The organism is Nocardiopsis dassonvillei (genome assembly GCF_964273065.1).
Lineage (GTDB): Bacteria > Actinomycetota > Actinomycetes > Streptosporangiales > Streptosporangiaceae > Nocardiopsis > Nocardiopsis dassonvillei_B.
The window spans coordinates 2,400,022-2,426,073 of sequence record NZ_OZ186815.1 but is presented as its reverse complement, the minus strand read 5'-3'; the positions used below and the strand labels follow the sequence as shown (position 1 = coordinate 2,426,073).

The window sequence follows — 26,052 nt, the reverse complement described above, 5'->3', positions numbered from 1 at the left end:
CAGGACGGGGTGGAGTCGGAACACGGTCCACTAGAACGTGTTATAAAAATTCAGACACGCCCTGGTGACGTCGTTCACTACTGGGCAGTACTCTACCCGGAACTGAAGCTAGTTCCACTGAAGCCCGTTCCAGATCCGGACTCACATCGCCCAGGAGGGCAAATGCGCCGTGCCATAGCGGTCGTTCTCATCGGGTTTGGAGTCTTCTTCCTCGCCGTTGCACCCCTCATGCGCACCTGGGTGTCCAGCTCCCTGATGAAGACCCCCCTGACCTACTACGTCGAGTACACCAACGTCGCGGAGGGAGCGACCTACTTCAACATCGAGGAGGTCGAACTCGTCGAGAACGCCACGCTGGAGGCCAGCGTGACCATCCGGGCCGACGTGGCCTCCAGCACCGACGAGGTCGTGGTCTGGGACCAGTTCACCTGGCTGAGGGACGCCGAGACCGACTTCGGCATCACCTCCACCAGCCGCCGCGCCGGCCACGACCGGGTCACCGGCCAGGCCGTCGACTGCTGCGACGCGATGGTCAACGAGGAGTCCACCGTCCAGAGCGGCCAGGCGTGGAAGTTCCCCTTCTTCACCGAGCAGCGCGACTACGACTTCTTCGAGACCACGATCAAGGAACCCGTCCCGATGGAGTTCCAGGCCGTCGAGGAGATCGAGGGCGTCGAGGTCTACCGCTTCGAGCAGGTCGTCGAGGGCGAGGTCATCGGCGAGCGCACCCTGCCGCGCTCGGTCGCGGGGCTGGAGGGCGACGGCGACGTGACCGGCGACGAGGTCTTCTCCATCACCCGCACCTACTGGATCGACCCGGTCACCGGCTCCCCGATCAAGGTCAGCGAGGACCAGAACCGCGTCGTGGTCGTGGACGGCGAGGAGGTCCTGACCCTGCTCGACGCCGAGCTGGTCTTCGACGACGCCTCCGTCCGGACCGCCCTGGAGAACTCCGAACAGGGCCGCACCATGCTGCCGCTGATCCACACCACGCTCCCCCTGGCCGGGCTCATCGCCGGCGTCGGCTTCATCGCGATCGGCCTCATCCTGTACATCACCGGCCGATCCCGTGCGCACCACAACTGAAGGCCCCGCACGCCCCCGCCCCCGCCCCCGCCGAGGCCGGCGGGGCGGGGCCGTCCGCAGGGCCGGGAGGTCGGTCGCATGACATCGGTGGTGCCGGGGACCGGGACCGGGGAGACCCCGTCCGGCGACCGCCGCCTGCGCGACACCCTGCCCTTCGCCCTGGTACGGGCCTGCCGTCCGCGCCAGTGGCTGAAGAACCTGCTGGTCCTGGCCGCCCCGGCGGCCGCCGGGGCACTCGCCGAACCGCGTGCCCTGCTGCTGTGCGCGGCCGTGTTCGCGCTGTTCTGCGCGGCCGCCGGCGGCACCTACCTGCTCAACGACGTCCGCGACGTCGAGCGCGACCGGGCCCACGAGCGCAAGCGCCACCGGCCCGTCGCCTCCGGGCTGGTCCCGGTGCCTCTGGCGGTGGCCCTGGGCGCCTCCCTGTGCGTGCTGTCCCCGGCCGCCTCCCTCGCCCTGGACAGGCCCCTGCTCACCGGGGTCCTCGCCGGGTACGTCCTGCTCACCCTCGCCTACACCCGCTACCTCAAGGACGTCGCGATCTGCGACCTGGTCGCGGTCGCCGCCTGCCACGTGCTGCGCGCGGTCGCCGGGGGAGTCGCCGTCGGCGTCCCGCTGACGTCGTGGTTCGTCATCGTGGTGTCCCTGGCGGCGCTGCTGGTCGTGGTCGGCAAGCGCGAGGCCGAGCTGCGAGCCCTGGACGGGGCGCCGGCGGGCGGGCCGGTCCGGGCCACCCTCGTCGTCTACACCCCCACCTACCTGTCCCAGACCCGCACCATGGCGTCGGCGGCGATGATCGTCACCTACTGCCTGTGGGCGCTGGAGCAGGACGGAGGAGCGCAGAACCTCTTCCACGTGGGCAGTATCGTTCCGTTCATCATGTTCGTCCTGCGCTACAACCTCCTGGTGGACCGGGGCGTGGGCGAGGAGCCGGAGGAGATCGCCCTGCGCGACCGCCCCCTCCAGGTCGTCCTCGTCTCGCTCGCCCTCCTGGTGGGGGCGGGCATCTACCTCTGAGGGGGACCCTGTCGTGGCATCGCAGCCGGAGCGCCCCGTGCTCCTCACCGGGTGGGGCCGCACCGCGCCGACCGCCGCCCGCGTCGTGCGGCCCCGCTCGGCCGCGCAGGTCGCGCAGGCCCTGGCGGACGCGGGCCCGCGCGGGGTGCTCGCCCGCGGCCTGGGGCGCTCCTACGGCGACGCCGCCCAGGCGGCCGGGGGCACCGTCCTGGACTGCACCGAGCTGACCGGCCCGATCCTGCTGGACACCGGCCGCGGCGAGGTCACCGTCCCGGCCGGGGTCTCCTTCGACCGGCTCATCGCGCACCTGCTCCCGCGCGGGTACTTCGTGCCGGTCACCCCCGGGACGCGGCAGGTCACCGTGGGCGGGGCGATCGCCGCCGACGTCCACGGCAAGAACCACCACGCCGACTCCTCGCTGGGCGCGCACGTGCGCTCCCTGACCCTGGCCACGCCCACCGGTGAGGCGCTGACGCTCACCCCCGGCGGCGACGACGCCGAGCTCTTCCGGGCGACCCTGGGCGGGATGGGCCTGACCGGCGTCATCACCGAGGCGACCCTGGCCGTGCTGCCGGTGGAGACCTCCTACATGCGGGTGGACACCGACCGCACCGACTCCCTGGACGCCACCCTGGACCTGATGGCGCGCACCGACGCCGCCTACCGGTACACGGTGTGCTGGGTGGACCTGCTCGCCAAGGGGGGCGCGATGGGGCGCGGGGTGCTCACCCGGGCCGACCACGCCGCCCCCCGCGACCTGCCGCCCGCCCTGCGCCGCGACCCGCTCCGCCACCGGGCGGGCAGCCCGCTGGCCGCCCCGCCGTGGGCGCCGCCGGGGCTGCTCAACTCCTGGACGGTGGGCGCGTTCAACACGGTGTACCGGGGCGCCGCGCCCCGGCGCAGGCGCGGCCAGGCCCAGCCCCTCGCCGGGTTCTTCCACCCGCTGGACGCCGTCCGCGGCTGGAACCGGCTGTACGGGCCGCGCGGGCTGGTGCAGTACCAGTTCGTCGTGCCCTTCGGGGCCGAGGACACCCTGGTCGGGATCATGGAGGGGCTGTCCCGGGCGGGCGCGCCGTCGTTCCTGACCGTGCTCAAACGGCTGGGCGAGGGCACCGGCGGCCACCTGTCGTTCCCCGTGCCCGGGTGGACGCTGGCCGTGGACCTGCCCGCCGACCTGCCGGGCCTGGGCCGGATGCTGCGCCGCTTCGACGAGCGCCTGCTGGCCGCGGGCGGCCGCCTCTACCTGGCCAAGGACGGCCGGGCCGACGCGGAGACGGTCCACGCCATGTACCCCGGGCTGCCGGCCTGGCGCAAGGTCCGCGAGCGGGTCGACCCCGACGGGGTGCTCGTCTCCGACCTGGCCCGCCGCCTGCGGCTGCTCTGACACCTCCACCCACTCGGAAGGACGACCAAGGGACATGCGCGATTCGGTGGGAACGGTGCGGACCGTTCTGCTGCTCGGCGGCCGCAGCGAGATCGGCCTGGCCATCGTCGAACGCCTGGTGCGCGAGGGCGCCCGCGAGGTGGTGCTGGCCGCCCGCGGCGGGGTCGCCGAACCGCCGGGCGCACTGACCGCCCTGGGGGCGAAGGTCCACTCGCTGGAGTTCGACGCGACCGCGCCCGACACCCACACCGCCACGGTCGGGGAGGCGGTGGCCCTGGTGGGCGACCTCGACGTGGTGGTCGACGCGTTCGGCGTGCTCGGCGAGCAGGCCGACTACGAGGCCGACCCGGCGGCCGCCGCCCGGGCCGCGGCGGTCAACTACACCGGGCACGTCTCGGCGGGGCTGGCGGTCGCCGCCCGGCTGCGCGAACAGGGCCACGGGGCGCTGGTGGTGCTGTCGTCGGTGGCCGGCGTGCGGGTGCGCAGGTTCAACTTCGTGTACGGGTCGGCCAAGGCGGGCCTGGACGGGTTCGCCCAGGGCCTGGCCGACTCCCTGCACGGCAGCGGTGCGCGGGTACTGGTGGTCCGGCCGGGCTACGTGCCCACCCGGATGTCGGCGCACGTGGACCCCGCGCCGTTCCCCGCCACCCCGGGCCGGGTCGCCGACGCGGTGGCGGCCGGGCTGCGCTCGGGGGCGACCACGGTGTGGGCGCCGCGCGTGCTCGGCCCGCTGTTCGCGGGCATGCGGCTGATGCCGCGCCCGCTCTGGCGCCGCCTGGGCCGCTAGGGCGTGCCCGGCGGATCGTTCCGGCCCGCGGCCGCCGGGCCGCCTCCCGCTGCGCCGCCCGCGCTCGGGCGGCCGGACCCGGGCCGGCCTTCGCCGGGTCCTGTGAGAGACCGCACGGAGGCCGCCCGCGTCACCCGGCGCACGCGCCGGACCACACGAGAGCATCCGCCGGACACGCCCTGGGGTCTGTTTTTTGAGTGCCGTCCTGTTCCGCGGGGGTGTGTGAGGCGCCGGCTGGGTTCTGCAGGACCGGAGGGGGCCTCCGGGGAACGGGGACGTTCCCGTGGGGCCGAGGGTTCCCGCCTTCCGGGGGCGCCGAACGCGAACCGCAGCGGAGCGGGGGTTCGAAAGAACACAGCCTAGGGGCGCCGGTCCCGGTCCTCCTCGGTGCCGTAGACGCGCAGGAACGCGGCCACCCCGGAGCGGACGATCTCCCGCCGCTCGGACTCCTCCAGCGGCACCGCGTTGAAGAACGCCCGGTTGGTCGCCGGGGTCTGCACGAGTGCCACGTAGTGCTCGGCGGCCGTCTCCTCCCCGCCCTCGGGGAGGTCGAGCAGGCCGCGGTCCGCCATCGCCCGCAGCCGCGCCGCCAGGCCCCGGCGGACCGGCCCCGGGCCGGTGTCCAGCCACACCCGGACGGCCTCGGGGAAGTGCAGCGCCTCGGCGATGAGCAGCCGCACCAGCGCCCCGTGGTCGGGCCGGTTCACCCCCGGGGAGGCCCACTCGTCGCCGAAGGCGACCAGGGCCTCCCGGGCGTCCCGGGGGTCCGAGAGGTGTCGGTCGGCCACGCGGACGAAGTCCTCGGCGACCGAGGCGCTGCTCTGCTCGACGATGACGGAGAACAGCCCCTCCTTGTCGCCGAAGTGGTTGTAGACGGTGCGCTTGGACACCCCGGCCTCGGCGGCGATCGCGTCCATGCTCGCGCGGGTGTAGCCCTCGCGCAGGAACACCCGGCGGGCGGCGTCGAGGACGGCCGTGCGTTTGGCCGGGCGGCCGCAGGTCGGCGGGGAGGAGGCGGGGTCCTGGGCTGTCATCGGGCGTCCGTTCGGGTCGGCGGGGCGGCGGCCCCAGCAGCGTATTCCCCGGTCCGGGGTACGGGAAAAGTACTCTGGTCAATTTACACTGCACGGTGTAGTTTACTTCGCATGTCCGAGAACACGCCCCGTGCGCGGGACCGGGAGCGCCTCGACGCACCCCTGGTCCGGCTCACCGCCGTCCTCCTGGCCGGGGCCTTCGCCGCCCTGGCCGACAGCACCGTCGTCACCGTCGCGGTCGACGCCCTCTCCGCCGCCCACGACGCCCCCGTCTCCCGGGTGCAGTGGGTCGTCACCGCCAACCTGCTGGCCATGACCGCCGCCATTCCCGCCGTCGGCTGGGCCCTGGACCGCTTCGGCCCCCGCGCCGCCTGGATCGGCGCGCTCACCCTGTTCGGCACCGGCGCCGCACTGTCCTGCCTGGCCTGGTCGCTGGAATCCCTCATCGTTGTGCGGGCCCTCACGGGGTTCGGCGGCGGCATGGTCCTGCCGCTCACCATGGCGATCCTCGCCCGGGCCGCCGGACCCGGCCGCCTGGGCCGGGCCATGGCCCTGATCAGCGTCCCCGGCCAGCTCGCACCCGTGCTGGGCCCGGTCGCCGGTGGCGCGGTCCTGGAGTCCCTCGGCCACCGCTGGGTGTTCGCCCTCACCCTGCCGCTGGTCGCGGTCGCGATCCTGTGCGCCCTGCGCGGCGTGCCCCGGGGGGAGCCCGACCGCGCCGAACGGCTCGACCCCCTCGGCCTGGCCCTGCTCTCCCTCGGCCTGGTCGCCCTGCTCCACGGGCTCTCCTCCCTCGGGTCCGGGGCCGCGGGCCCCCTGTGGGCCGCACTCGGCGCACTGATGCTCCTCGGCTTCGCCCTGCGCGCCCTGCGGCCCCGGGAGGGCGCGCCGCCGCCCGTCCTGGACCTGCGGCTGTTCGCCCACGCGCCGTTCCGCAACGGGGCCGCGCTCATGTTCGTCTTCGGGCTGTGCATCTGGGGCGGCATGTTCCTGCTGCCGCTCTTCCACCAGCGGGTCGCCGGGGCCGACCCCCTGGACGCCGGACTGCTGCTGGCCCCCATGGGCGCCGGGGTCGCCCTGGCGGTCCTGTCGGTCGGCGGCCCCGCCGACCGGCTCGCCCCCCGCAACCTCGTGGCGGCCGGGCTGGCGCTGGCCGCCCTGGCCACCGTCCCCTTCGCGCTCGCCACCGCCGACACCCCCCAGTGGTGGCTCGGCGCCGTCCTCTTCGTCCGGGGGCTCGGCCTGGGAACCGCCTCGGTGCCCCTGCTCGCGGCCGCCTACCGGGGCCTGGAACCCGACCGGATCCCGCGGGCCACCGCCGCCCTCAACGTGCTCCAGCGGATCGGAGCGGCGGCCGGGACCGCCGGGCTCGCCCTCGTCCTGGCCCGGGGCGCGGCCGCCGCACCGGACCCGGGGCCCGCCTTCCAGGCCGCCTTCTGGTGGATGGCGGCCCTGACCGCCGCCGCCCTGCTCCCCGCACTCCTCCTGCCCGCGACCCGTCCCGACCTGGACACCTGAACACCGGAGGCACCGTGTACGCGATCACCATCACCCGCTTCGGCGGCCCCGACGTCCTCACCCCCGCCGACCTGCCCGTTCCCGAGCCCGGGCCCGGGCAGGTCCGGGTCCGCGTGGCCGCCGCGGGGGCGCTGCCCATCGACGCGCGGGTCCGCCGGGGCGAAGTCCCCTGGCGCGACCGGATCACCCTGCCGCTGGTCCCCGGCAACCAGTTCGCCGGGACCGTGGACGCCCTCGGCGAGGGGGCGCCCGGGCCGGCGGTGGGCACCCCGGTACTGGGCTTCTCCACCTTCGGGGCCTACGCCGGGTCCGTCGTCGTCGGCGCCGACCAGGTCGTTCCCCGGCCGGACGCCCTGCCGGAGGCCGAGGCCGCGGCCCTGCCCGCCCGCGCGCAGGGGGCGATGATGGTCCTGGACGCGCTCCGGGTCGGCCCCGGGGACACCCTGTTCGTCAACTCCGCCGCCGGGGGGCTGGGCTCGGCCGTCGTGCGGCTGGCCCTGCACCGCGGCGCGGACCGGGTGATCGGGGCTGCCTCCGAGGCCGACCACGACCACCTGCGCTCCCTGGGCGCGATCCCCGTCACCTACGGGGAGGCCATGGTCGAACAGGTCCGGGCGGCCGCCCCGGAGGGGGTGGACGCCGGGTTCGACTCCCGGGACGACGCGTCACTGCGCCGGGTCCTGGAGATCGTCGGCTCGCCCGAACGGGTGCTGAGCATGGTCTCCCCGGACGCCCCGGCCCGCTACGGCACGGTCGCCCCCGACGGGATCCGCTCGGCGCGGCGCCTGGCCCGGGCCGTCGACCTGTACGTGAGCGGGGAGTACGCGGTGGAGCTGCGGGAGGTCCTGCCGCTGGCCGAGGCCGCCCGCGCGCACCGGATCCTCGACTCGGGCCACGGCCGCGGTGCGCTCGTCCTCACGCTCTGAGAAGGGGCGGGGCCCGCCCACCGGCGGGCCCCGCGGGTCACTCGGCGGTCCGCACGGCCACGGCGGTGTCCGCCGCGGTGAGGCGGTAGAACGCCAGCGGCACCAGGCACAGCAGCATGACCGCCGCCGGTACCAGGGTGCTGCCGACCAGCATGCCGCGCAGCGCCTCGTCGCTCTGCCGCACGGTCTCGCCCGCACCCGACTCCACGTAGCCGCTCAGCGCCAGCGCCAGCGACAGCAGGCCGGTGCCCACCGACTGGGCCAGCGCCTCGCCCGCCGTCCACACGCCCGACAGCACACCGCCCTGGCGGCGGCCGTCCTCGGTGGCGGCCAGGCAGTCGGCCAGCATCGACCACGGCAGCAGCATCGTCCCCGACAGGCCGACGCCCACCAGCACCGAGGAGGCGACCGCGATCGGCACGCCCCCCAGCGGAATGCACAGCAGTCCCAGGCCGCCCAGGGAGAACACCACGGCCGCGTAGGCGGCCGCCCGGCGCTTGTCCACCCGCACGGAGATCCGCCGCCACAGCGGGGCGGTGGCCATCAGCGGAACCAGCACGCACACCATGAGGATGCTCGTGTAGGCGGGCCGCCCCATGACGTTCGCGGTCACGTAAGGCACACCCGCCACCATCGTGCCGCTCGCCACCGCCATCAGCAGGTTGGCGGGGAACAGCACCCGGAAGTGGCGGTGCGTCAGCGCCGTCCGCAGCTGGGCGGCCATGCCCTCGGTGCGGTGCGGGAACACCGTCCGCGGCGCCCGGCGGGTGCCGACCACCGCGCCCAGCATGGACACCAGCACCACGGCGCCCATGACGGCGCCCATGAGCCGGTAGCCGGCCGCCTCGTCGGCGGGCGCGTTCTGGATCACCGGGGCCAGCGCCCCGCCCAGCATCAGGGCCAGGCCCACGAACACGGTCCGCCACGCGGTGAACGTGGACCGCTCGTGGTAGTCCGAGGTGATCTCCCCCGGCATCGCCGCGTGCGGCACCTGGTACACCGACGACGCCAGCGCCGCGGCGACGAACACCGCCGCCACGTACACCGCCGCTCCGTTCCCCTGGAGCGGCGGGCCGGCGAACATCGCGGCGAACAGCAGGGGCAGGGTCAGCGCCCCGGCCAGCATCCACGGGCGCCGCGGACCCCACGAGGAGCGGGTCCGGTCCGACCAGACCCCGATGTAGGGGCTGACCACCAGGTCCACCAGCTTGGGCAGCAGCACCACCAGGCCGGCCACCGCCGGGCTCACCGCGAGCGTGTCGGTGAGGTAGATGAGCAGCAGCAGGCCGGGGACCGTGTTGAAGATGCCGGTGGCCACCGCGCCGCTGCCGTACCAGACGTGCACCGACCGGGGCAGGGGGCCGGAGGCGGGCGGAGCCGCCGCCCGCGGTGCGGGTTCGGAGGTGGCGGTCACGCGTGTCCGTCCGCGGCCGTCTCGGCGGGGGCGGTCCCGGCCGCGGGGGCCTCACCGCCCTCCTTCTTCCCGTACAGCTCCTCGTGGGCGACCGGGTCCACATCGTGGGCGACCGGGCAGCCCGCCGGGAACGTGCCGATCCTGTTGACGTCGTAGCCGTCGGGGTAGCTGCGGATGTTCGGGTTCCCGTCCGCCCAGAACGGCTCCTCGCGCGGCTTCATCCGGCGCACGACCCTGGCGCGGATCTTCAACGCGATGTCGGCGGCCCTGCGCCAGGCCCTGGACGGCGGGTCGTAGCGGAAGGTCTCGATGAGCGACTCGTCGAGGATCGCCATGGAGAACCTGCGGGCCAGGCCGGCCACCCGCGGCGGGTAGAAGGTCACCATGAGGTCGAGGGTGGCGTCGGAGACGGCCCGGCCGCCCTCGGTGTAGGCGAAGTGCTCGCGCTCGTAGCCGTCCAGCAGGTCCCGGAACTGCTCGTAGGTCTCGGGGATGTCCTTGATGCCCATGTACCGGCCGAGCCTGCGGTAGTAGTGGACGATCGCCGAGATCTCGTGGTCGGACAGCCTGCGCCAGCCGTATCCGCGGTCGTTGAGCCAGCGGACCGGCATGACGACGAAGGTGCTCAGGACGTAGCGGTAGTCGTCGTTGGAGATGTCGTAGGACCGGTGCATCTGGTTCATCCGCCGCAGGGCGTCGCGGCCCTGGCCGGGCTCGAACCCGTACCGCATCATGTTGCTGAGGATGAGCGCGGTGTCGTCGTAGCGCTTCTGGGTCCGGCCGGTGAACTCGTCGGTCTTCCCGAGCAGTGAGCCGATGCTGGGCACGGCGTAGGTCCGGTACAGGGCGATGCCCAGGGCCCGCCCCATGTCCCAGGGGAACTCGTGGGCGTTGAGGATCTGCATGATCCGCACGCAGTCGGCCTCGGGATCCAGGCGGTGGATCTCGTCACGGAAGTCGAAACGCTTCATCTGCGGCTCCTTCGGGGTCGGGGGAGGGGTGGGGAATGTGCGGGGGCGGGGTCATTCGGCGCCGGAGGTCCCGGTGCCGCCGGAGGTCCCGGTGCCGTCGGCGGGCGCGTCCCCGCCGGCCAGGGCCTGGCCCGGGGCGGGGACCCGGGCGCCGGTGGCGGGCACCTCGACGGTGCCCATGCCGTGGGGGACGGGGCAGCCCTGCGGGAAGGTGCCGATGCGGGAGGGGTCGTAGCCGCCGGGGTAGCTGCGGATGTTGGGGCTCTGCCGGGCCCAGCGCGGCTCGGTGCGCGGCGGCATGAACCGGACCACCCGCGCCCGCAGCCGCAGCGCGCCCGCCGCGAGGGAGCGCCAGAGGGCCGACGGCTCGGGGTAGCGGAACGCGGTGATGAGGCGGTCGTCCAGCAGCGCCTTGGTGAAGGGGCGCACCAGCGGCCGCTGCCAGGCCGGGTAGAAGTCCACCATCAGCGCGAGGGTGGCGTCGGAGACGGCCCTGCCGCCCTCGGTGTAGGCGAAGTGCTCGCGCTCGTAGGAGTCGAACAGCTCGTGGAACCCGGCGTAGGTCTCGGGGATGTCCTTGATGCCCATGTGCCTGCCGAGCTTGCGGTAGTAGTTGGTGCTCGCGGCGATCTCGTGCTCGGTCAGCCTGCGCCAGCCGTATCCGTGGTCGTTGAGCCAGCGGACCGGCATGACGACGAAGGTGCTCAGGACGTAGCGGTAGTCGTCGTTGGAGATGTCGTAGGACCGGTGCATCTGGTTCATCCGCCGCAGGGCGTCGCGTCCGCGCCCCGGGCCGAACCCGTGCTCCATGATGTCGTTGAGGATGAGCGCGGTGTCGTCGTAGCGGTGCTGGGTGCGCTCGGTGAACTCGCGCGTGCGCGCCAGCAGCTCGCCCACGCTCGGCACGGCGTACGTGCGGTACAGGGCCAGGCCGAGCGCCTGCTCGATGTCCCAGGGGAACTCGTGGGCCCCCAGGATGCGCACGATCTCCTCGCAGTCGGCCTCGGCGTCCAGGGCGTGGATACGGTCGCGCCACTCGAACCGCTTCATGGGGGTCAACTCCAGTCACCTCGTGCGGGCCCGCCCGGGACGGGTCCATGGTCTGCGGGGCGGGGCACATCCGGGACGTGCCACGGGGCGCACTTTACCCAAGAAGCCCTTTTGTCCAAGGGGTCCGGGTGGGATGGACACGCACCGAAACCCTGACCACGACCGGACCGTTTCCCCCGCACGACCCCGGGAACACCGGAGCGGGCGGGTCCGAGACCCGCCCGCTCCCGGGGTGTTCCTGCTCGGCCACGGCCTGCGCCCCTCCCGGCCGGGGCCCGCCACGACCCTCGCGCCACGCCCTCTTCCCCGTCAGGCGGCCATTCGTTCGGCGACGCGGGTGACCAGGGTGAGGAGGACCTCCTTGGCGGAGGACCGCACGCGCGCGTCGCACAGGACCACCGGGATCGCCGGGTCCAGGGTCAGCGCCGCACGCACCTCCTCCGCCTCGTACGCGTGGGCGCCGTCGAAGCAGTTCACCGCGACGACGAACGGCACCCCCCGCCGCTCGAAGAAGTCCACGGCGGCGAAGCAGGTCTCCAGCCGCCGGGTGTCGGCGATGACGATCGCGCCCAGGGCGCCCTCCGACAGCTCCTCCCACATGAACCAGAACCGCTCCTGGCCCGGCGTGCCGAACAGGTACAGCACCAGGCTGGGGCTGATGGTGATGCGCCCGAAGTCCAGCGCCACCGTCGTGGTCCTCTTGGCCTCCACACCGGACAGGTCGTCCACGCCGTAGCTGGCCTCGGTCATCACCTCCTCGGTGCTGAGCGGGGCGATCTCGCTCACCGACCCCACCAGGGTGGTCTTGCCCGCCCCGAAGCCGCCCGCGACGAGGATCTTCAACGCGGACGGGACGTTGTCCTGGGAGAGGTCAGAGTCGCTGGATGCCATCGAGAACCGCCTGGAGTACGTCCCGGCTGACCGGGCTCTTCGCTGTGTAGGGGGCGCGGGCCAGGGCCAGCCCGCGGTTGAGGAGGTCGCTGAGGAGGACCTTGACGACGGCCACCGGGATGTCCAGGTGGGCGGACAGTTCGGCGACCGACAGGGGACGGCGGCACAGTTCCAGGATCCGGAGCTGCTCGGGCTCCAGGGACATCTCGTCGACCTCGGCCCTCTTGGCCGCGATGACCACGCTGATCATGTCCAGCTTGACCGTGTCGGCGTGGTCGCGGCCCTGGGCGATCACGTACGGACGGACCAGCGGCCCGGCGTCCGGGCCGTCCGGTGCGTCCGGCTCCGCGTCCCCGTACCCGCCGAACACGTCGCGGTGCGGCAGGTCGCGGGGGTCTCCGCCCGGATCGAATGCTTCGTGCGCTTGCATGACCGTCCCCTATCGCGTGGCTTCTCCGGTCGCTCCCTCGTGGCGGGGGGCCGCGTCGAGGTAGCGGCCCACCTGCTCGACCAGGACGTTCATCTCGTAGGCGATGAGTCCCACATCGGCGCTCTCCTCGGCCAGGACCGCCAGGCAGGCGCCCCGCCCGGCCCCGGTGACGAACAGGTAGGCGCGTTCCATCTCGACCACGGTCTGCAGGACGTCACCGCCCTCGAAGTGCCGCCCCGTCCCCCTGGCCAGGCTCTGGAAGGCGGAGGCGACCGCCGACAGGTGCTCGGCGTCCTCCTTGGCCAGGCCCCGGGAGCGGCCGATCAGCAGGCCGTCCGCGGAGAGGACGATGGCGTGCCGGGAGCCCACCGCGCGCTCGAGCAACTCGTCCAGCAGCCAGTCGATGTCCTTCTTGCCCGAGCCTTCGTGCTCGACGCGTTCGGGAGTACTCGTCACTGTCAGTCGTCCTTGTCGGTCTCGTGGGTCTGCTGCTTGCCTTCGCGCCGACCGCGGTCCGTCCCCTGCTGGAACGCGGTCATGTTCCGGCGCAGGCGCGCCAGCCGCTCGGCCCCGTCGGGGCCGGGGGCCCGGACCCCGCCTGCGATCCCGTTCGGCGGGGCGGGCTCGGGGTCGGCGGCCAGTTGCGGCGCCAGGTTCTCCTGGGGGCGCCGCTTGGGGAGCGAGGGTCGTCCGCCGCCCGCCTCGACCCGTTCGGGCTCCGGCACCCCCGGACCGGGGGAGGGGACCGCGCTGATGGTGGAGCGGCGGGTGGGGAGGGGCGGGCGGGAGCCGCCGTCGAGGACGTCGGTACCGGCCGCCGTGCCGTCGGAGGCGGCCTCGGCGGTCGGGGCGGCCTCGGTCCCCCCGGGGCCGCCGGAGGGGTCCGCCGCGGGGGCGGCCGGGGTGTCGCCGACCGGGGGCACGGGCGTCAGCACAGGTGCCGGACCGGACTCCAGGGCGCCGCCGGGGGCGTGGTCGAGGATCTCGCGCACCTCCCAGATGTCGCCGTCCTGCTCCTCGGAGGAGGGCAGCGGGGTCCGCTCGCCGGTGATGATGCCGTGCGGCAGCAGGACGATCGCCTGCACACCGCCGTACGGCGACGTGCGCAGGTGCACCTTGATGCCGTGCCGGTGCGCCAGGTGGGAGACCACGAACAGGCCCAGGCGCATCTTCTCGTTGAGGCGCATGACGTCGAACTCGGGCGGGTCCGCCAGCAGCCGGTTGGCGGAGGCCAGCTCCTCCTCGGTCATGCCCAGGCCCCGGTCCTCGATCTCGATCGTCACGCCGTTGGGCACGTCGTCGCTGCTCAGCCGCACGTGGGTGTGCGGGGGCGAGAACATGGCGGCGTTGTCGACCAGCTCGGCGACCAGGTGGATGACGTCGGCGACGGCCGGGCCGTTGAGGTGCACGCGGGCGATGCGCTCGCGCTTGACCCGGGTGTAGTCGCCGGACTCGGAGATGGCGCCGCGCAGCACGTCGATCAGCGGCATCGGCCGGTGCCAGGTCCGCCCGGGCGCCTCACCGCCGAGGATGAGCAGGTTCTCGGCGTTGCGGCGGGAGCGGGTGGCCAGGTGGTCGAGCTTGAACAGCTGGGCGAGCTGCTCGGGGTCCTCCTGCTCGCGCTCCATCTTGTCGAGGAGGCGCAGCTGGCGGTGGACCAGGGTCTGGCTGCGGTGCGCGATGTTGAGGAACACCCGGTTGATGCCCTGGCGCAGCTCCGTCTGCTGGACCGCCTCGTCGACCGCGGCCCGCTGGGCGGTGTTGAACGCGCGGGCCACGTCGCCGATCTCGTCGTCGCTGGTGGCCATGAGCGGGAGCATCGCCTCGGTGTCCACCCGCTCACCGCGGTGCAGCCGGTCCATGAGTTCGGGCAGGCGCTTCTCGGCGATGTCGTTGGCGTCGTTGCGCAGGCGCAGCAGGCGGCTGGTGAGCGACCGCGAGGAGCGGCGGGCCAGCAGGAAGACGACGACGATGACGGCGGCGACGCCCAGGCTGCCGGAGACGGCGACGAGGACGGACTGCTGGGCCTGGGCGCGTGTGAGCGCCGCGGCGTTGAGGGCCTCGTCGGCGCCGATGGCGGTGAACTCGTCCAGGACGTACCCGTAGTCGGCCTCCCACGCGGCGTCGTCGACGGGCATGGTCAGGTCCTCGACGTCGGTCACGAGGTAGGTGACCGGGTCCGTGGCGCTCTCCACCTCGATGCGGCGCTCGATGATCTCGTTCTGCATCGCGGTCAGCCGCTGGTACTCGGGGCTCTCCAGGACGGCGGTGAGCCGCTCCTGCTGTCCCGGGCCGCTGAGGTAGGGGCCGTTGGCGTCGAGCATGCTCTGGTAGGAGCCGACCAGCTCGGCGAAGAGCAGCTGGTCCTCCCAGGTCAGCTCGCCCGTGGCGAAGGCGCGCGCGAGCTGGGCGTCCGACTGGGCGAAGAGGTCGACGGTGCGGAACATGTAGGTGGCGCTCATCGAGGAGTTGAACGCCTCGATCACGTTGCCGGCACGGGCCTGGCTGTCGAAGCTGTCCGCGCCGTGCAGGATCAGCTCGTTGTAGTAGGCGAGGATCTCGTCGCGGGTGGCGGTGCCGTCGTCGACCGACGCGCGCACCTCGCCGATCCTCCCGTACTCCTCGTGCAGCATCTCGATGTGGTGGCCGGCCTCGCCGGGCGCCAGGTCGGCGAACCCGATGAGCTCGCTGATGACCGCGCCGAGGGAGGCGTCGGTCTCCTGCCGGGCCTCGGCCAGCTCGGCGGTCAGCGCCTCGTCGCCGGGGTTCTCGATGTGCGAGATGGTCCGGGCGCGCTCCTGCATGGCGCTCACCAGGCCGACGGCGGCGGGGGTCACCATGTCGTTGGTCGCCTTGGCGCGGATGAGCTGGAGCCCGGCGTTCACGGCCAGGGCCGCGGTGAGGATCAGCCACAGGGCGAGCAGGGCCGCCGTGGGGATCGTGACCATTGCGCGGATGCGGGATGCGATCGTCCGCCCGCGTTTCGGGGGTACTGCCTGCACGGTTCTCCTGTCGATCCGCGACGGAAGTCTTCTCGGGTTGCGGTATCGGGGGCGCTGTCCCGACCGGTGTCCGGATGCCGGCACCGCGGGTGCCGGGGCGCCCGTCCTGCGTGCCGCGCGTGGGGTGCCTCGGCGCGGGACCTACCGCAGGGTAACCACAATCGCGGCATTTCGGCGTTGGGGATCGTATCTCGGTAGAGAAGCGACGAAATATCCGGGTGGTGGAGGAAGTCTCCCATGAGGAGGGGGAATGTTCACCTGGTGGGTGGCGCTTCCGGAGTCTCGTCACCCTCTGGGGTCTAATAGGACGAATGTCACATATTGCAGAGCGGAGTGCAAGTAGTGCTCCGTGTGACTGGTTGCGGGGGCGACGATACCGGTTCAAAACGGCGTTCGTCACCCGTGCGGACCCTCCGCGTACTACCGTTGCGCCCTGAACAGGGAGCATGGGGGGCAGCACGAGTGATCCGACCGTTCGGCACCGGACAGCAGGCCGTGGACGTGGCCGTCGTCGCCGTGCCCCTGCTCGTCACCCTCGCCGCCGCCTTCTACCTGCGCGGACAGCACCGGCGCTACGGACGGCTGTACGGCCGTTCCGGACACGCGAGCCTGGCGGCGCTGGCGGCCGGGCTGGCCCTGGCGGCCTACGCCGTCTGGCCGCTGCCCGCCTCCGTCGACGGGCTCTGCTGGCCCGGAGCGGGCCAGGGGGGCGCGGACCGGTACGGACCGATCCTGGCCTTCGCGGTCTTCCTCCCCGTGGGCTGGCTGGCCCGCGACCGCTTCCGCCGCGGCCCGCTGGTCACCCTGCTCCTGGGGGGCGGCCTGGCCCTGGCCGCCGACGCGGTCCGCGGCACCGGGCTGCTGGGCGTGTACCCCTGCGCCTACGCCGGGGCCTCGCCGCTGCTCGTCGGGCTCGGCGTCGCCGGGACCGCCGCCGGCTGGCTGCTCGCCCGCCTCCTGCTGCCGCTGTGGCCGTGGGGCGACACCCGCGGCTGGCCCGGCGCGGTCCCCGACCGGGTCGCCCCCGACCTCACCCGCCGCACCCTGGGCTCCCTGCTCGACCTGGGACTGTGGTGGTACGGGGCGGGCACGCTGGCCGCCGCCCTGACCGCCGCGGGCGTGGTCGGCTCCGACCCCGACGGGCACGTCCGCACCGCCGTGCTGCTGGGCACCGCCGCCGTCTTCGGGGTGTTCGTTCCGCAACTGCGCCGGGACCGCTGCACCCCCGGCCGGGCCGCCGTCCGGCTGGCGCTGACCGAGCCCGCCCGGCCGGTCCCCGCCTCCCGGCCGCGGGTGCTGGCGCGCACCGCACTGCTCACCGCCCCGGCGGTGCTGCTCGTCGCCTTCGGGCACCCGTGGATCGCGCTCGCCCTCGTCGTGGTGCACGCCAGCGCCGCGCTGGTCCGCCCCGACCGGGTCGGCCTGGTCGACCTGCTCTGCGGCACCCGGGTGCGCACCCGGGCGATCATCGACGGCTCGCTGCCCTCCCGGCTGGTCCGCTACGCCGAGCCCCGCGAACCTGCCGCCGCGCCCTAGACGCGGGGATCCCAGGCCAGGTAGCCCAGGAGCACCCCGGCGGCGACCAGGATCGCGCCCAGGGTGGCGAACAGGCCGCGCACCCAGTGCGACAGCCAGGGCGCAGACACGATGCGGGCCAGCTCCGGGGTGTCGGGGTCGTAGGAGACGGTGACGATCTCGCCCGCCCTCGACGCCGTCCATCCCGTGTTCTCGTGCTCGGCGTGCACCTCCCGGCCGTCCTCGGTGCGGAACTGCACGATCATCCGCGAGGCGGTCGAGGTCTCGTTGTAGCCGATGACCCGTCCCTTGGCGCGCACCCCGTGCCGTATCAGGCGCAGCTCGAGCCGGGTGTCGCGGGTGACCACCGCCAGGATGACCAGACCGGACAACAGGGGGAGCAGCGGGTACAGCGAGGCCATGTCGGGCGTCCTCTCAGGGGTCTGCGGGGGAGACGGTCGTCCCCAGGAAGCCGTGGACCATCAGGGCCAGGGTGGCGTGGATCTCCTCCACCGGCCGGTCCGGCTGGAGGGTACGCCAGTCGAGTGCCACCGTCACCACCATGCCGAACAGCGCGGATCCCGCAAGTCCCGTGTCCAGGTCCGGCCGGATCCGCCCGGCGGCGGCCAGCGCGTCCAGCAGCCCGGTGAGGACGCCGATCGCCTCCGTGCGGATGTGGCGGACGGTGGCGTACCAGACCCGGTTGGTGCGCCAGGCCTCGGCCATGAGCAGCCGGGCCAGGGCCTCGTGCTCGCCGATGAACCCCACCCCCGCACGCAGGACCGCGACCAGCGCCTCGCCCGGGTCGGCGCCGGGCCCGGGGACCGCCTCCTTGAGGGTGTCGGCCAGCCGGGTGACACCCCACTCCATCAGCGCCGTGTAGAGCTCGCTCTTGCCGCCGAAGTTGTAGTAGACGGTGCCCTTGGCCACGCCGGCGCGCTCGGCGATCTCGTCGACGGTGGTGGCGCCGTACCCCTGCTCGGAGATCAGGGTCACGGCGGCGTCGAACAGCCGCCTGCGCGTGGCCTCGCGGCGGCTGCTCACGGGTCGGTCGGGGGTGTTCACACTCATCCGGTCCATTCTGCCCCCGATCGGCGCCGGAACTCCTCCGGCGCCGGTCGGGGGCGTCGTCCCCCGGGCTCCGCTCAGAGCTTCAGGGAGGGGTACAGGTCGCCCATCGTCCACATCCGCTTGCGTTCGACGGTCAGCCAGGTCAGCAGCAGCGGCACCGCGAACCACAGGGCCATGACCCCGAACGCCCGGGCGACCAGGGCCGGGTCGCCGCCGCCGAGCAGGTGGCGCATGGCGGTCACGCCCCAGTGCAGCGGCAGGTAGGGGCCGATCGCCTGGAAGAAGCCCGGGCTCGTCTCGATGGGGTACGTGCCGCCCGCCGAGGTCAGCTGGAGCACCAGCAGCGCCAGCGCGACCACCCGCCCGGCCGCTCCGAAGCGGACGTTCAGGTACTGCACCGTGGCGGCGAACGCCGCCGCCGTCAGCAGCAGGAACGCGATGAGCAGCGGCCAGTTGCGGGCCTGGAGCCCCAGCAGCAGGTGCAGTGCCGCCATCATGACGGCCACCTGGCCGAACCCGAGCAGCATCGGGACCGTCCGCCCGGCCAGGGCCACCCGCCAGGAGGGCGCCGAGGAGGCCAGGGCGCGCGAGGACAGCGCGGGCAGCACCATGAACACCACCATCGCGCCCACCCACAGTGACAGCGGGACGAAGAACGGCGCGAACCCGGTGCCGTAGTCGGGCGCCTCGTTGTCGATCTCACTGCTCAGCCGGACCGGGGAGCTCATCATGTCGCCCGCGTTCTCGCGGCCCTCGTCGCCGTAGGTGGGGATCCGCCCCACACCTTCCTCCAGGCCCCCGGCCAGTTCGTCGGAGCCCTCGGACAGCTCGCCCAGGCCCTCGTGGAGCTCGCCGGACCCCTCGCTGAGCAGCCCCAGTCCCTCGTCGAGCTCACCGGAGGCGGTGGAGGCCTCCTCCAGCCCGTCGCGCAGCTCCCCCGCGCCCTCGGACAGCTCCTCCAGGCCCTCGGCCAGCTCGTCGAGCTTCTCGCGGGCGTCCTCGGCGTCCTCGATGTACTGCGGCAGGTCGTCGGCCAGTTCGGAGGCCTTCTCGCTCAGGTCGGCGGCCTCGTCGGCGGCGGCGACGATGTCCTCGCGGTTGTCCTCGACGAACGCGGCGGTGGACAGCGCCACGTCCATGCCCCCCTGGAGGTCGCAGAGCAGCAGGTACAGGTCGGGCTGCTCGGTCTCCAGCTCCGGGTGGTCCGCGAGGTAGGCGTCCAGCCGCCGGTCCAGTTCCTCCAGCCCGGCGGTGTCGATCTCCTCGGGGAGTCCGTGCAGGAGGTCGGCCAGCCCGCCGGAGAGCTCGGCGGCCAGCTCGGCCCGCTCCCGGATGTCGGGGGCGTCCTCCTCCAGCCGGGGCAGCCACTCGTCGGCGAGCTCGTCGATCTTCCCGACCTGCGCGGACACCTCGGTGGAGGCGGTCGACGCACCGGTGGCCAGGGTCTGCGAGCCCGCGTACAGCTCGCCCAGTCCGCCGTCCAGCTCGCCCATGCCCTCGTGGGCGGTGCCCAGGTTCGTCGACAGCTCGCCGGACCCGTCGTAGGCGTCGCCCGCGCCCTCCGACAGCCGTCCGGCGCCCTCGGCGGCCTCCTCGGTCTCGCCGTGGATCTCGTTGAAGCCCAGGAAGATCCGGTCGAGGTAGCCCCTGATCGCGGTCCGCTCGGCGGCGTCGCGGACCTCCTTGAAGGCCGAGCCCGCCAGCTGGCGCACGATGAAGCTGTTGGAGTCGTTGTAGTGGGCGATCAGCATCGCCTGCACCGGCGCCTCGCGGTCACGGGAGGGGGAGGTGAGGTCGGCGCTGAAGTCCTCGGGGATGGTCAGGGAGACGTAGTAGTCGCCGTCGGCCACCCCGCGGGCGGCCTCCTGCGCGTCCACGAGCCGCCAGTCGAGGTCGCCGCGCTCCACGAGGGTGTCGGCCAGCTCCCGGCCCGCGCCCACCTCCTCGCCGTCGACCTCGACCGGCCGGTCCTCGTCGACGAGGGCGACGGGCAGGTGCTCCATCCGGCCGAACGGGTCCCAGAAGGACCACAGGTACATGCCGGAGTACAGCAGGGGGATCAGCAGCAGGGCCGCCAGCGCCGCGGTGGGCAGCGGGGAGCGGAGGAAGGACCGCACGGTGAGCAGTCCGAGGCGGGGGACCGCGAAGGGTCGGAACCGGGGGCGGCTCCCGGTGGTCTCATCGGTCACGGCGGTCGTCCCCGTCCTCTCCCGCGGCGGTGCCGCCGTCCCTGTCGCCGAACAGCTCGGACAGGCGGATGCCCCCGGCCTCCTCGGGGGCGTGGTCGGCCCCGTCGGGCTCCCCGCCCTGGCGGATGGGCAGCGGGCCCTGGGTGTCGCCGTCGGCGACCCCGGCCAGGGCGTCGGCGTCGGCGCAGGTGGCCACCACCGTCAGCCCGGCGTCGGACAGGCCCTTGAGGGTGCGCCACATCAGCGCCTGGTGCTCGTCGGACAGCCCGCCGTCGACGTCGTCCACGGCCAGCAGGCGGGGCTCGGCCACCAGGGCCAGCGCCACACCCAGGCGGCGCCGCTCCAGCGCGTCCAGCTCCTTGACCATCGTGCGCCGGTCCAGGTCGGCCAGGTCGGCCGCCTCCATGGCGGCGTCGGCCAGCCCCCGGGCGGCGGGCCGGAAGCGCAGCAGCGCCGCCTCGGACAGGTGCTCGCGCACCCGCAGCCGCTCGTCCAGCGCGTTGACCTCGGACATCAGGCCCAGAGAGCTGATCCGGCGCACCCGGCGCGCCCGACGGGGCAGTTCGTGGCCGTCCACGTGCACGGTTCCCGAGCTGGGCCGCATCCGCCCGGTGAGGGTCAGCAGCAGGGCGCTGCGGCCGCCGCCGGAATCGGCCTGGAACACCGTGAGGGTGCCGGGGCGGGCGGTGAAGTCGACACCCGTGTAGACGGGGCCTTCGCGGGTGACGAGCGCGACGTCCTCCGCCATGACCCGGGCCCCGGTGGCCAGACGCATTCTCTGCCTCCTTTTTGAACTGACCAGTCAGTGCAAAACCAGCGGGTTCACCGTACCGTCCCGACCGGCCGCTTCGAGCATCCGCGGCCGTGACCCCGCGCACAACGCGACGCACGCTGCGCCGGTGGGGAACGCACGAGGATTTGGCGGGCGGGTGGCCTCCGGGCCCGCCGGACCCGCACGGCGGCGCGGGGCGGCGCAGAGCGGCGGGCGTGCGGTTGGATGGGCGGAGGGGCCCGCCGCGGGCGGGCCGAGTCCGAGAGAGGGAGGCTTCAGTGTCGGATATCGCCGAACGGGTCGGCCGGGCCCTGGACGACCCGGAGAACTGGCCGAGCGACCCGAAGGAGGCCGTGGCCCTGCAGCGGCGCAAGGCCTCCCTGGTGCGCGAGGAGCCGCTCGACGCGGCGGCGGTGCGCACGGTCGCGGGGCTCGACGTCAGCTACGCCAAGGACGACTCGGCGCTGTCCGCGGCGGCCGTGGTGCTGGACGCGGCCACCCTGGAGGTCGTCGAGTCGGTCGCCATCGCCTCCGAGGTGTCCTTCCCGTACATCTCGGGGCTCTTCTCCTTCCGGGAGCTTCCCCCGGTGCTGGAGGCCCTGGGAAGGCTGGAGACCACACCCGACGTGTACCTGTGCGACGGGTTCGGGCTGGCCCACCCGCGCCGCCTCGGGGTCGCCTCCCACCTGGGGGTCCTGCTCGACCTGCCGGTCGTCGGCTCGGCCAAGTCGGTGCTCTACGGCCGGCACTCGATCCCGGGGGAGGAGCGGGGGTCGTGGACCCCCATGGTCGCCGGGCGCTCGGAGGTCGTCCCCGACTCCGCCGCCCTGGCCGCCGGCGGTGCCGAGGTCATCGGCCGGGTCCTGCGCACCCGCACCGGCGTCAAGCCCGTCTACGTCTCCGTCGGGCACCGGGTGGACCTGGAGGGCGCCGCCGACCTGGTGATGCGCCTGTCGCCGCGCTACCGGGTGCCCGAGCCGGTCCGCCACGCCGACCGGCTGTGCGGGGAGCACCGCAAACAGGTCCTGGCCGCGCGCACGGCCGCCGGGAACTGAGGCCGCGGGGCACGGACACGCGTGGGGGGAGGCGCCGCGGCGCCTCCCCTCCTCATGTCCGTGTCCGTGTGCCGGCGCACCGGCGGCGGATCACCAGCTGGTGGGCACCGGGCGGCCCTCGGCGTAGCCGGCCGAGCTCTGCACGCCCACCACGGCGCGCTCGTGGAACTCCGCCAGCGTGCTCGCGCCCGCGTAGGTCATGGAGCTGCGCACGCCCGCGATGATCTGGTCGATCAGGTCCTCCACCCCGGGGCGCTCCGGGTCCAGGTACATGCGGCCGGTGGAGATGCCCTCCTCGAACAGCGCCTTGCGGGCCCGCTCGAACGGCGAGTCGTCGGCGGTGCGCAGCCGGACCGCGCGCGCCGAGGCCATACCGAAGCTCTCCTTGTACTGGCGGCCCTCCGCGTCGCGCATGACGTCGCCGGGAGACTCGTAGGTGCCGGCGAACCACGATCCGATCATCACGTTGGACGCGCCCGCGGCCAGCGCCAGGGCCACGTCGCGCGGATGGCGCACACCGCCGTCCGCCCACACGTGCCGGCCCAGCTCGCGCGCGGCCTCCGCGCACTCCAGCACGGCCGAGAACTGCGGGCGGCCCACCGCGGTCATCATGCGGGTGGTGCACATCGCGCCCGGGCCCACGCCGACCTTGACGATGTCGGCGCCCGCCTCGATGAGGTCGCGGGTGCCCTGCGCGGTGACGATGTTGCCCGCCACGATCGGCACCGAGGGGGACAGCGCCCGCACCTTGGCGATCGCGGAGACCATCTTCTCCTGGTGGCCGTGCGCGGTGTCGATGACCAGGGTGTCCACCCCGGCGGCCAGCAGCTCGGCGGCCCGGCCCGCGACGTCGCCGTTGATGCCCACGGCCGCGGCCACGCGCAGGCGGCCCCGACCGTCCACGGCGGGCCTGTACAGGGTGGAGCGCAGCGCCCCGGTGCGGGTCAGCACGCCCACCAGGGCGCCCTCGCCGTCCACCACCGGCGCCAGCCGGTGCCGGGACTCGTGCAGGATCGAGAACGCCGCCTCCGGGTCGGTGCCGGCCGGGATGGTCACCAGCTCCGTGGACATGACGTCGCGCAGCTGGGAGAACCGGTCCACGCCCGCGCAGTCGGCGTCGGTGACCACGCCGACCGGGCGGCGGGCCCCGTCGACGACGATCACGGCGTTGTGCGCCCGCTTGGGCAGCAGGTTGAGGGCCTCGCCCACGGTGCTGCCCGGGTTCAGGGTGATGGCGGTGTCGTGCACCAGGTGCCGCTGCTTGGTCCAGGAGATGACGTCGGAGACCACCTCCAGCGGGATGTCCTGCGGGATGACCGCGACACCGCCGCGCCGGGCGACGGTCTCGGCCATCCGGCGGCCGGCCACGGCCGTCATGTTCGCCACCACCAGCGGGATGGTGGTGCCGGTGCCGTCCGGCGAGGACAGGTCCACGCTGAGCCGGGAGCCCACGGCGCTCCGGTTCGGGACCATGAACACGTCGCTGTAGGTCAGGTCCTGCTGGGGCGCCTGGTCGTTGAGAAAACGCAATGCCTCTACCTCGGTCGAGACCGAAGGGGGTGGACCATCCGGTGCCAGCGCACACGGCCGCCTGTTGATCCCCCTCTTACCAGTCAAGTATGCCGTCAACGATTGGCTCGGACGACCCCCCATCTGGCATGATGACTCGATTCCCGCCGACACGGCCTCTCCCCCCGCCCCTGGCCGACCGCTGTCGCAGGGTGCGGGTGCGCGGGGCGCCGCTTTCCTGGAGACACACGCATGCCGCGTTTCACGTTCGCGCAGGTGAAGGAAGAGACCTACAAGGCGAAGGACGCCTGGTGGACCGTCTTCCTGGTCGACCCGCTCGCCGGTCGACTGGTGGTGTGGACCGCCAACCGCACCGACATCACCCCCAACCAGCTGACCCTGGGGGCGGGGATCCTCGGCCTGCTGTCGGCCGTGAGCTTCGTCATGCCGGCGACCGGGGTCGGCGCGGACTGGGCCTGGCTGGTGGCCGGCGCCCTGCTCTTCCACCTCAGCTTCGTGCTGGACTGCATGGACGGGAAGATCGCCCGCCTCAAGGGCACCGGCTCGGTCTTCGGCAGCTGGGTCGACTTCGTGTTCGACCGGATCCGGTTCTTCGGCTGCGTCATGGCGCTGCTCGTCGGCCAGTGGGTGGTGACCGGCCAGGTCGCCTACCTGATCGCGGCCCCCGTCATCGTCTTCTTCGACCTGCTGCGCTACCTCAACGGCTCCCAGGTCGCCAAGACCCGCCGCGGCATGCGCCAGACGCTGGCCGAGCTGGCCGGGGACACCGACCGCCTGCGCGCCGACGCCGCCTCGGTCCTGGGCGACGACAGCCCGGAGGACGACTCCGTGGCCGACTCCCGGGCCGACGCCCCCGCGCCGAGCGGGCTCTACGGCCGGGTGCGCCACTTCCTGCTGGCCCACCGCGTGCGCCCGCACCTGTTCAGCGGCATCGAGTACGAGATGTTCCTGTGCGTGGTCGCGCCGATCACGGTGCTGGTCTCCCTGTTCACCCCGCTGAACGACCTCATCCTGCCGATCGCCGTGTTCTCCGTGCTGGCCCTGGCCTTCTTCGAGGTCGTGCTCGTGGCCAGGCTGTGGAAGGACACCCGCCGCTTCGAGGTGCGCCGCCGCGAGCTCATCGCCGCCGGGGCGGCCTCCCAGGGGGCGCCGGTCGGCGGCAGCTGAACCGCCGGCCCGGGGAACGGTGAAGGGGCGGTGCGCGTCGGCGCACCGCCCCTTCACCGTGTCGGCCCCGCGGGGGTCAGGCCCCGGCGGCCGTCTTCCGCCCGCCCTCCGCGGCGCCGTCGCCGCGGTCCGCGGACCCCTCGGGCGCCCGCGGCTCCTCGCGCTTGAGGAACCAGGACATCTGCGGCTCCACCGCCCAGCGCATGGCGGCCCGCACCCACGGGGTGCACAGCAGCAGGGTCACCGCCAGCCCGATGGCGATCGTCAGGGCGGCGCCGACCGCGTTGTCCATGACGTCGTACCAGGGGGACGCCTTGAACAGGATGAACACCACCGAGTGGCCCAGGTAGACGTACAGGGTGTACGCGCCCAGCGACGTGAACCAGGTCCGCCTCTTGGGGGTCAGCGCCAGGAACGCGATGCTCATCGCCAGGGCAAGGCCCATGAAGGCCAGCCGGAGGCCCAGGCTGGGCATCAGCGGGTCGATGTCGCGGTCGGTCAGGCTGTCCCGCCAGAACAGCCAGTCGCGGCTGAGCCGGTCGGAGATGGGCACGGCCAGCACGGCGGTGGTGCCCAGCACGGCCAGCGAGACCAGCCGCACCCACAGCCTGTCCAGCCAGGCGAAGTGCTCGCGGCGCAGGGTCAGGCCCAGCACGAAGAAGGGCAGGAAGCTCACCACGCGGCCCAGGGACAGGGTGTCGCTGAGGCTGGTGGTGGCGGCGAACAGCGAGATCGCGAAGGCGATGAGGACCGGCGCGCGCAGGCGCTTCCACACCGGGACGCTCAGCCGCCACAGGAACAGCGCGACGAGGAACCACAGGGTCCAGGTCGGCTTGAGCAGCGACAGGGAGTCGCCCAGCCCGCCGCGTTCGACGGTGTAGATGGACTGGTGGATCGTCCAGAAGATCAGGTAGGGGACCGCGACGGTCAGGACCAGCTTCTCCACGCGGTTGGAGGACCCGTCGAAGGACCTCGAGAGATACCCGCTGATCATGATGAACGCGGGCATGTGGAAGAAGTAGATCCAGTAGTACAGGGCGCTGACGAACGTGATGTCGCGCAGCGGTTCGATCGCGTGGCCGACGACGACCAGGACGATCAGGAGGAACTTGGCGTTGTCCAGGCGGGCGTCGCGGTGGGGGGCCTTGTCTGCCGCCCCGGCGGCCGCGCCGCTCTCCGCCCGGGCGGTGGTACCCGGGCCGGGCTGCGTGCGGTCGGTTTCCGGTCTGGTCATGGATGAGGC

At 73.5% G+C, this 26,052-nt stretch carries 23 protein-coding genes; 9 read left to right on the top strand and 14 right to left on the bottom strand.

What is annotated here, in order from left to right; translation table 11 throughout:
- Window positions 1–162: 162 nt before the first annotated feature.
- The 4 genes from ACSUPR_RS10715 to ACSUPR_RS10700 all read left to right on the top strand — a co-directional run bounded on the left by ACSUPR_RS10715 (window position 163) and on the right by ACSUPR_RS10700 (window position 4,274).
- A complete protein-coding gene (locus ACSUPR_RS10715) occupies window positions 163–1,086 on the top strand; it encodes a DUF3068 domain-containing protein (protein ID WP_436890996.1) in 924 nt (307 codons plus the stop codon).
- 78 nt (window positions 1,087–1,164) lie between these two features.
- Window positions 1,165–2,103: a decaprenyl-phosphate phosphoribosyltransferase gene (locus tag ACSUPR_RS10710; protein WP_436890995.1), complete on the top strand. Its 939-nt coding sequence runs from the start codon at window positions 1,165–1,167 to the stop codon at window positions 2,101–2,103.
- Window positions 2,104–2,116: 13 nt separating this feature from the next.
- Window positions 2,117–3,487 (top strand): FAD-binding protein, encoded by a 1,371-nt coding sequence (locus ACSUPR_RS10705; protein ID WP_436890994.1) that lies wholly within the window; start codon window positions 2,117–2,119, stop codon window positions 3,485–3,487.
- Between the two features lie 34 nt (window positions 3,488–3,521).
- Window positions 3,522–4,274: an SDR family NAD(P)-dependent oxidoreductase gene (locus tag ACSUPR_RS10700; RefSeq protein ID WP_436890993.1), complete on the top strand. Its 753-nt coding sequence runs from the start codon at window positions 3,522–3,524 to the stop codon at window positions 4,272–4,274.
- Between the two features lie 359 nt (window positions 4,275–4,633).
- Here the strand turns inward: ACSUPR_RS10700 and ACSUPR_RS10695 are convergent, their stop codons facing one another.
- Window positions 4,634–5,308, bottom strand: coding sequence for a TetR/AcrR family transcriptional regulator (locus ACSUPR_RS10695; protein WP_436890992.1), 675 nt, complete (start codon window positions 5,306–5,308; stop codon window positions 4,634–4,636).
- A gap of 111 nt (window positions 5,309–5,419) precedes the next feature.
- Here ACSUPR_RS10695 and ACSUPR_RS10690 point away from each other — a divergent pair, with 111 nt between their 5' ends.
- Complete coding sequence (locus tag ACSUPR_RS10690; RefSeq protein WP_436890991.1) at window positions 5,420–6,826, top strand: DHA2 family efflux MFS transporter permease subunit; 1,407 nt, start codon at window positions 5,420–5,422, stop codon at window positions 6,824–6,826.
- Window positions 6,827–6,840: 14 nt separating this feature from the next.
- On the top strand, window positions 6,841–7,752 hold the full coding sequence (locus ACSUPR_RS10685; RefSeq protein ID WP_436890990.1) for an NADP-dependent oxidoreductase: 912 nt from the start codon (window positions 6,841–6,843) through the stop codon (window positions 7,750–7,752).
- Between the two features lie 37 nt (window positions 7,753–7,789).
- On the opposite strand, the gene ACSUPR_RS10680 is transcribed toward ACSUPR_RS10685, so the two are convergent.
- The 7 genes from ACSUPR_RS10680 to ACSUPR_RS10650 form a co-directional block, all read right to left on the bottom strand.
- Complete coding sequence (locus ACSUPR_RS10680; RefSeq protein ID WP_436890989.1) at window positions 7,790–9,166, bottom strand: MFS transporter; 1,377 nt, start codon at window positions 9,164–9,166, stop codon at window positions 7,790–7,792.
- On the bottom strand, window positions 9,163–10,137 hold the full coding sequence (locus tag ACSUPR_RS10675; protein WP_436890988.1) for an oxygenase MpaB family protein: 975 nt from the start codon (window positions 10,135–10,137) through the stop codon (window positions 9,163–9,165). The genes ACSUPR_RS10680 and ACSUPR_RS10675 overlap by 4 nt, the downstream gene beginning before the upstream one ends.
- A 51-nt stretch (window positions 10,138–10,188) precedes the next feature.
- Complete coding sequence (locus ACSUPR_RS10670; protein ID WP_436891957.1) at window positions 10,189–11,187, bottom strand: oxygenase MpaB family protein; 999 nt, start codon at window positions 11,185–11,187, stop codon at window positions 10,189–10,191.
- Window positions 11,188–11,496: 309 nt separating this feature from the next.
- Window positions 11,497–12,078 (bottom strand): GTP-binding protein, encoded by a 582-nt coding sequence (locus tag ACSUPR_RS10665; RefSeq protein ID WP_436890987.1) that lies wholly within the window; start codon window positions 12,076–12,078, stop codon window positions 11,497–11,499.
- On the bottom strand, window positions 12,059–12,508 hold the full coding sequence (locus ACSUPR_RS10660) for a DUF742 domain-containing protein (protein ID WP_436890986.1): 450 nt from the start codon (window positions 12,506–12,508) through the stop codon (window positions 12,059–12,061). The genes ACSUPR_RS10665 and ACSUPR_RS10660 overlap by 20 nt, the downstream gene beginning before the upstream one ends.
- A gap of 9 nt (window positions 12,509–12,517) precedes the next feature.
- Window positions 12,518–12,964, bottom strand: coding sequence for a roadblock/LC7 domain-containing protein (locus tag ACSUPR_RS10655; protein WP_436890985.1), 447 nt, complete (start codon window positions 12,962–12,964; stop codon window positions 12,518–12,520).
- Window positions 12,965–12,966: 2 nt separating this feature from the next.
- Window positions 12,967–15,456 (bottom strand): nitrate- and nitrite sensing domain-containing protein, encoded by a 2,490-nt coding sequence (locus ACSUPR_RS10650; RefSeq protein WP_436890984.1) that lies wholly within the window; start codon window positions 15,454–15,456, stop codon window positions 12,967–12,969.
- A gap of 516 nt (window positions 15,457–15,972) precedes the next feature.
- Between ACSUPR_RS10650 and ACSUPR_RS10645 the strand changes: the two genes are divergently transcribed.
- The gene (locus ACSUPR_RS10645) at window positions 15,973–17,046 is read left to right on the top strand and encodes an antibiotic resistance protein VanZ (RefSeq protein ID WP_436890983.1); all 1,074 of its coding nucleotides are present in this window, start codon (window positions 15,973–15,975) and stop codon (window positions 17,044–17,046) included.
- Here the strand turns inward: ACSUPR_RS10645 and ACSUPR_RS10640 are convergent.
- The 4 genes from ACSUPR_RS10640 to ACSUPR_RS10625 form a co-directional block, all read right to left on the bottom strand.
- On the bottom strand, window positions 17,043–17,447 hold the full coding sequence (locus tag ACSUPR_RS10640) for a DUF3592 domain-containing protein (protein WP_436890982.1): 405 nt from the start codon (window positions 17,445–17,447) through the stop codon (window positions 17,043–17,045). The two genes, ACSUPR_RS10645 and ACSUPR_RS10640, sit on opposite strands and share 4 nt — an antisense overlap.
- 13 nt (window positions 17,448–17,460) lie before the next feature.
- The gene (locus ACSUPR_RS10635; RefSeq protein WP_436890981.1) at window positions 17,461–18,096 is read right to left on the bottom strand and encodes a TetR/AcrR family transcriptional regulator; all 636 of its coding nucleotides are present in this window, start codon (window positions 18,094–18,096) and stop codon (window positions 17,461–17,463) included.
- 74 nt (window positions 18,097–18,170) lie between these two features.
- A complete protein-coding gene (locus tag ACSUPR_RS10630) occupies window positions 18,171–20,285 on the bottom strand; it encodes a YhgE/Pip family protein (protein ID WP_436890980.1) in 2,115 nt (704 codons plus the stop codon).
- Complete coding sequence (locus ACSUPR_RS10625; protein ID WP_436890979.1) at window positions 20,275–21,060, bottom strand: ATP-binding cassette domain-containing protein; 786 nt, start codon at window positions 21,058–21,060, stop codon at window positions 20,275–20,277. Before ACSUPR_RS10625 ends, ACSUPR_RS10630 begins: the two co-directional genes overlap by 11 nt.
- 275 nt (window positions 21,061–21,335) lie before the next feature.
- Here ACSUPR_RS10625 and ACSUPR_RS10620 point away from each other — a divergent pair, with 275 nt between their 5' ends.
- Window positions 21,336–22,112, top strand: coding sequence for an endonuclease V (locus ACSUPR_RS10620; protein ID WP_436890978.1), 777 nt, complete (start codon window positions 21,336–21,338; stop codon window positions 22,110–22,112).
- Window positions 22,113–22,202: 90 nt separating this feature from the next.
- On the opposite strand, the gene ACSUPR_RS10615 is transcribed toward ACSUPR_RS10620, so the two are convergent.
- Entirely contained in the window at window positions 22,203–23,642 is a 1,440-nt protein-coding gene (locus ACSUPR_RS10615) for a GuaB1 family IMP dehydrogenase-related protein (RefSeq protein ID WP_436890977.1), read from the bottom strand.
- 231 nt (window positions 23,643–23,873) lie between these two features.
- On the opposite strand from ACSUPR_RS10615, the gene ACSUPR_RS10610 reads away from it, so the two are divergent.
- On the top strand, window positions 23,874–24,809 hold the full coding sequence (locus tag ACSUPR_RS10610; RefSeq protein ID WP_436890976.1) for a CDP-alcohol phosphatidyltransferase family protein: 936 nt from the start codon (window positions 23,874–23,876) through the stop codon (window positions 24,807–24,809).
- Window positions 24,810–24,885: 76 nt separating this feature from the next.
- Here the strand turns inward: ACSUPR_RS10610 and ACSUPR_RS10605 are convergent, their stop codons facing one another.
- The gene (locus ACSUPR_RS10605; RefSeq protein ID WP_436890975.1) at window positions 24,886–26,043 is read right to left on the bottom strand and encodes an acyltransferase family protein; all 1,158 of its coding nucleotides are present in this window, start codon (window positions 26,041–26,043) and stop codon (window positions 24,886–24,888) included.
- Window positions 26,044–26,052 lie beyond the last annotated feature (9 nt).

What these genes read in the sequence shown, in the direction of transcription:
- ACSUPR_RS10675 (WP_436890988.1), bottom strand. Translation starts at nt 10,137, where the DNA reads ATGAAGCGTTTCGACTTCCGTGACGAGATCCACCGCCTGGATCCCGAG.
- ACSUPR_RS10650 (WP_436890984.1), bottom strand. Translation starts at nt 15,456, where the DNA reads ATGGTCACGATCCCCACGGCGGCCCTGCTCGCCCTGTGGCTGATCCTC.
- ACSUPR_RS10625 (WP_436890979.1), bottom strand. Translation starts at nt 21,060, where the DNA reads ATGCGTCTGGCCACCGGGGCCCGGGTCATGGCGGAGGACGTCGCGCTC.
- ACSUPR_RS10670 (WP_436891957.1), bottom strand. Translation starts at nt 11,187, where the DNA reads ATGAAGCGGTTCGAGTGGCGCGACCGTATCCACGCCCTGGACGCCGAG.
- ACSUPR_RS10660 (WP_436890986.1), bottom strand. Translation starts at nt 12,508, where the DNA reads ATGCAAGCGCACGAAGCATTCGATCCGGGCGGAGACCCCCGCGACCTG.
- ACSUPR_RS10605 (WP_436890975.1), bottom strand. Translation starts at nt 26,043, where the DNA reads ATGACCAGACCGGAAACCGACCGCACGCAGCCCGGCCCGGGTACCACC.
- ACSUPR_RS10665 (WP_436890987.1), bottom strand. Translation starts at nt 12,078, where the DNA reads ATGGCATCCAGCGACTCTGACCTCTCCCAGGACAACGTCCCGTCCGCG.
- ACSUPR_RS10695 (WP_436890992.1), bottom strand. Translation starts at nt 5,308, where the DNA reads ATGACAGCCCAGGACCCCGCCTCCTCCCCGCCGACCTGCGGCCGCCCG.
- ACSUPR_RS10640 (WP_436890982.1), bottom strand. Translation starts at nt 17,447, where the DNA reads ATGGCCTCGCTGTACCCGCTGCTCCCCCTGTTGTCCGGTCTGGTCATC.
- ACSUPR_RS10610 (WP_436890976.1), top strand. Translation starts at nt 23,874, where the DNA reads ATGCCGCGTTTCACGTTCGCGCAGGTGAAGGAAGAGACCTACAAGGCG.
- ACSUPR_RS10690 (WP_436890991.1), top strand. Translation starts at nt 5,420, where the DNA reads ATGTCCGAGAACACGCCCCGTGCGCGGGACCGGGAGCGCCTCGACGCA.
- ACSUPR_RS10710 (WP_436890995.1), top strand. Translation starts at nt 1,165, where the DNA reads ATGACATCGGTGGTGCCGGGGACCGGGACCGGGGAGACCCCGTCCGGC.
- ACSUPR_RS10700 (WP_436890993.1), top strand. Translation starts at nt 3,522, where the DNA reads ATGCGCGATTCGGTGGGAACGGTGCGGACCGTTCTGCTGCTCGGCGGC.
- ACSUPR_RS10715 (WP_436890996.1), top strand. Translation starts at nt 163, where the DNA reads ATGCGCCGTGCCATAGCGGTCGTTCTCATCGGGTTTGGAGTCTTCTTC.
- ACSUPR_RS10635 (WP_436890981.1), bottom strand. Translation starts at nt 18,096, where the DNA reads ATGAGTGTGAACACCCCCGACCGACCCGTGAGCAGCCGCCGCGAGGCC.